This window comes from Bacillus sp. LR--39 (genome assembly GCF_053613335.1).
Genome location: NZ_JBSIOT010001558.1, coordinates 1 through 525 on the forward strand (window position 1 = coordinate 1; position 525 = coordinate 525).

The window sequence follows — 525 nt, forward strand, 5'->3', positions numbered from 1 at the left end:
AAATCAAACATCAATATTTATCCGCGGAAAAAGCAAGAAAGCTGCTGAATTGGACACCGGCCTACACTATTGATGAGGGACTTGAAAAAACGATTGAGTGGTATACGGAATTCTTCAAAAAGTAATGTGAAACGAGGTGAACAAGACTGTGACCAGCGCGTATTGCACCGTTTTATCAAAAGGAAGATTATATCAGGCAGTCGCTTTGTTTAAGTCGTTAGAGCTAGTTGATCAAGACAGTCCCATTTTTATACTTTGCATGGATGAAGATACGCACCGCGTGTTACAGAAGCTGAAGATGAAGCAGCTGAACCTTGTGCCGGTGGCCGCTCTTGAAAATGAATTGCTTCTGAAGCTGAAGGAAACTAGAGATCAAAGTGAGTATTGCTGGACGATGAAGCCGATCTTTCTGCAAGCTGTGCTGAACAGCAATCCTGAGCTGGAGCGTGTGACGTATATTGACGGGGATCTCTTTTTCTATGCAGATCCATCGCCGATTTTTGAAAACCAGCCGGACTGCTCGGT

Annotated in this window: 2 pseudogenes; both read left to right on the forward strand. The window is 44.0% G+C overall.

Features of this window, described 5'->3' with window-relative positions:
- Positions 1–125: pseudogene (locus ACWHAR_RS31780) on the forward strand (sugar dehydratase); the annotation flags it as partial.
- A 23-nt stretch (positions 126–148) separates the two neighbouring features.
- Positions 149–525 (forward strand): annotated as a pseudogene (locus ACWHAR_RS31785) (putative nucleotide-diphospho-sugar transferase); the annotation flags it as partial.